Annotated in this window: 1 protein-coding gene and 1 pseudogene; both read left to right on the forward strand. The window is 36.9% G+C overall.

Annotated features, from left to right (window positions below):
- Positions 1-4 precede the first annotated feature (4 nt).
- Positions 5-210 (forward strand): annotated as a pseudogene (locus tag F7Q96_RS27535) (RraA family protein).
- A gap of 27 nt (positions 211-237) precedes the next feature.
- Positions 238-521: glutathione S-transferase N-terminal domain-containing protein (locus F7Q96_RS26490; protein ID WP_211923535.1), on the forward strand; the 284-nt coding region annotated here is incomplete at its 3' end.

Genomic DNA, 521 nt, shown 5'->3' on the forward strand with positions numbered 1-521 from the left:
GGTTATTTATGGCTGTGTACGTGATGTTGATGCACTTGCAACATTAGATTTAGGTGTACATGCATTGGCTGCAATTCCGCAAAAAGTAACCGTAAGGGCATTGGTGAAGTAGATATTCCTTTGTATTTTGGTGGAGTCACAATTCAATCTGGTAATTTTATCTATGCAGATAATAATGGAATTGTGATTGCTAAAGAAAAACTAGTCTAGCTCCACAATTAAATAAAGGAATGCATAATGGTGAATCATCAAATTAAAGTACTGCAAGCATTAGCGTCTGCAATTGCTGAAGGTGGTAGAGGTGTTACAGGTACAGCATTTCCTAAACAGCCTGTTAGAGCTCTTAAACTTTATGAATTTGAGGGTTCACCATTTTGTCGCCGCGTTCGTGAAGTGATTACACTTTTAAATTTGGATGTCGAAATTTATCCATGCCCGAAAGGTGGATTGAAATATCGTCCCATCGTTAAAGAAATTGGCGGTAAATTACAGTTTCCTTTTTTTATTGATGAAAATACAGG

The sequence above is a fragment of the Cupriavidus gilardii genome, assembly GCF_008801915.1.
Classification (GTDB): Bacteria; Pseudomonadota; Gammaproteobacteria; order Burkholderiales; family Burkholderiaceae; genus Cupriavidus; species Cupriavidus gilardii.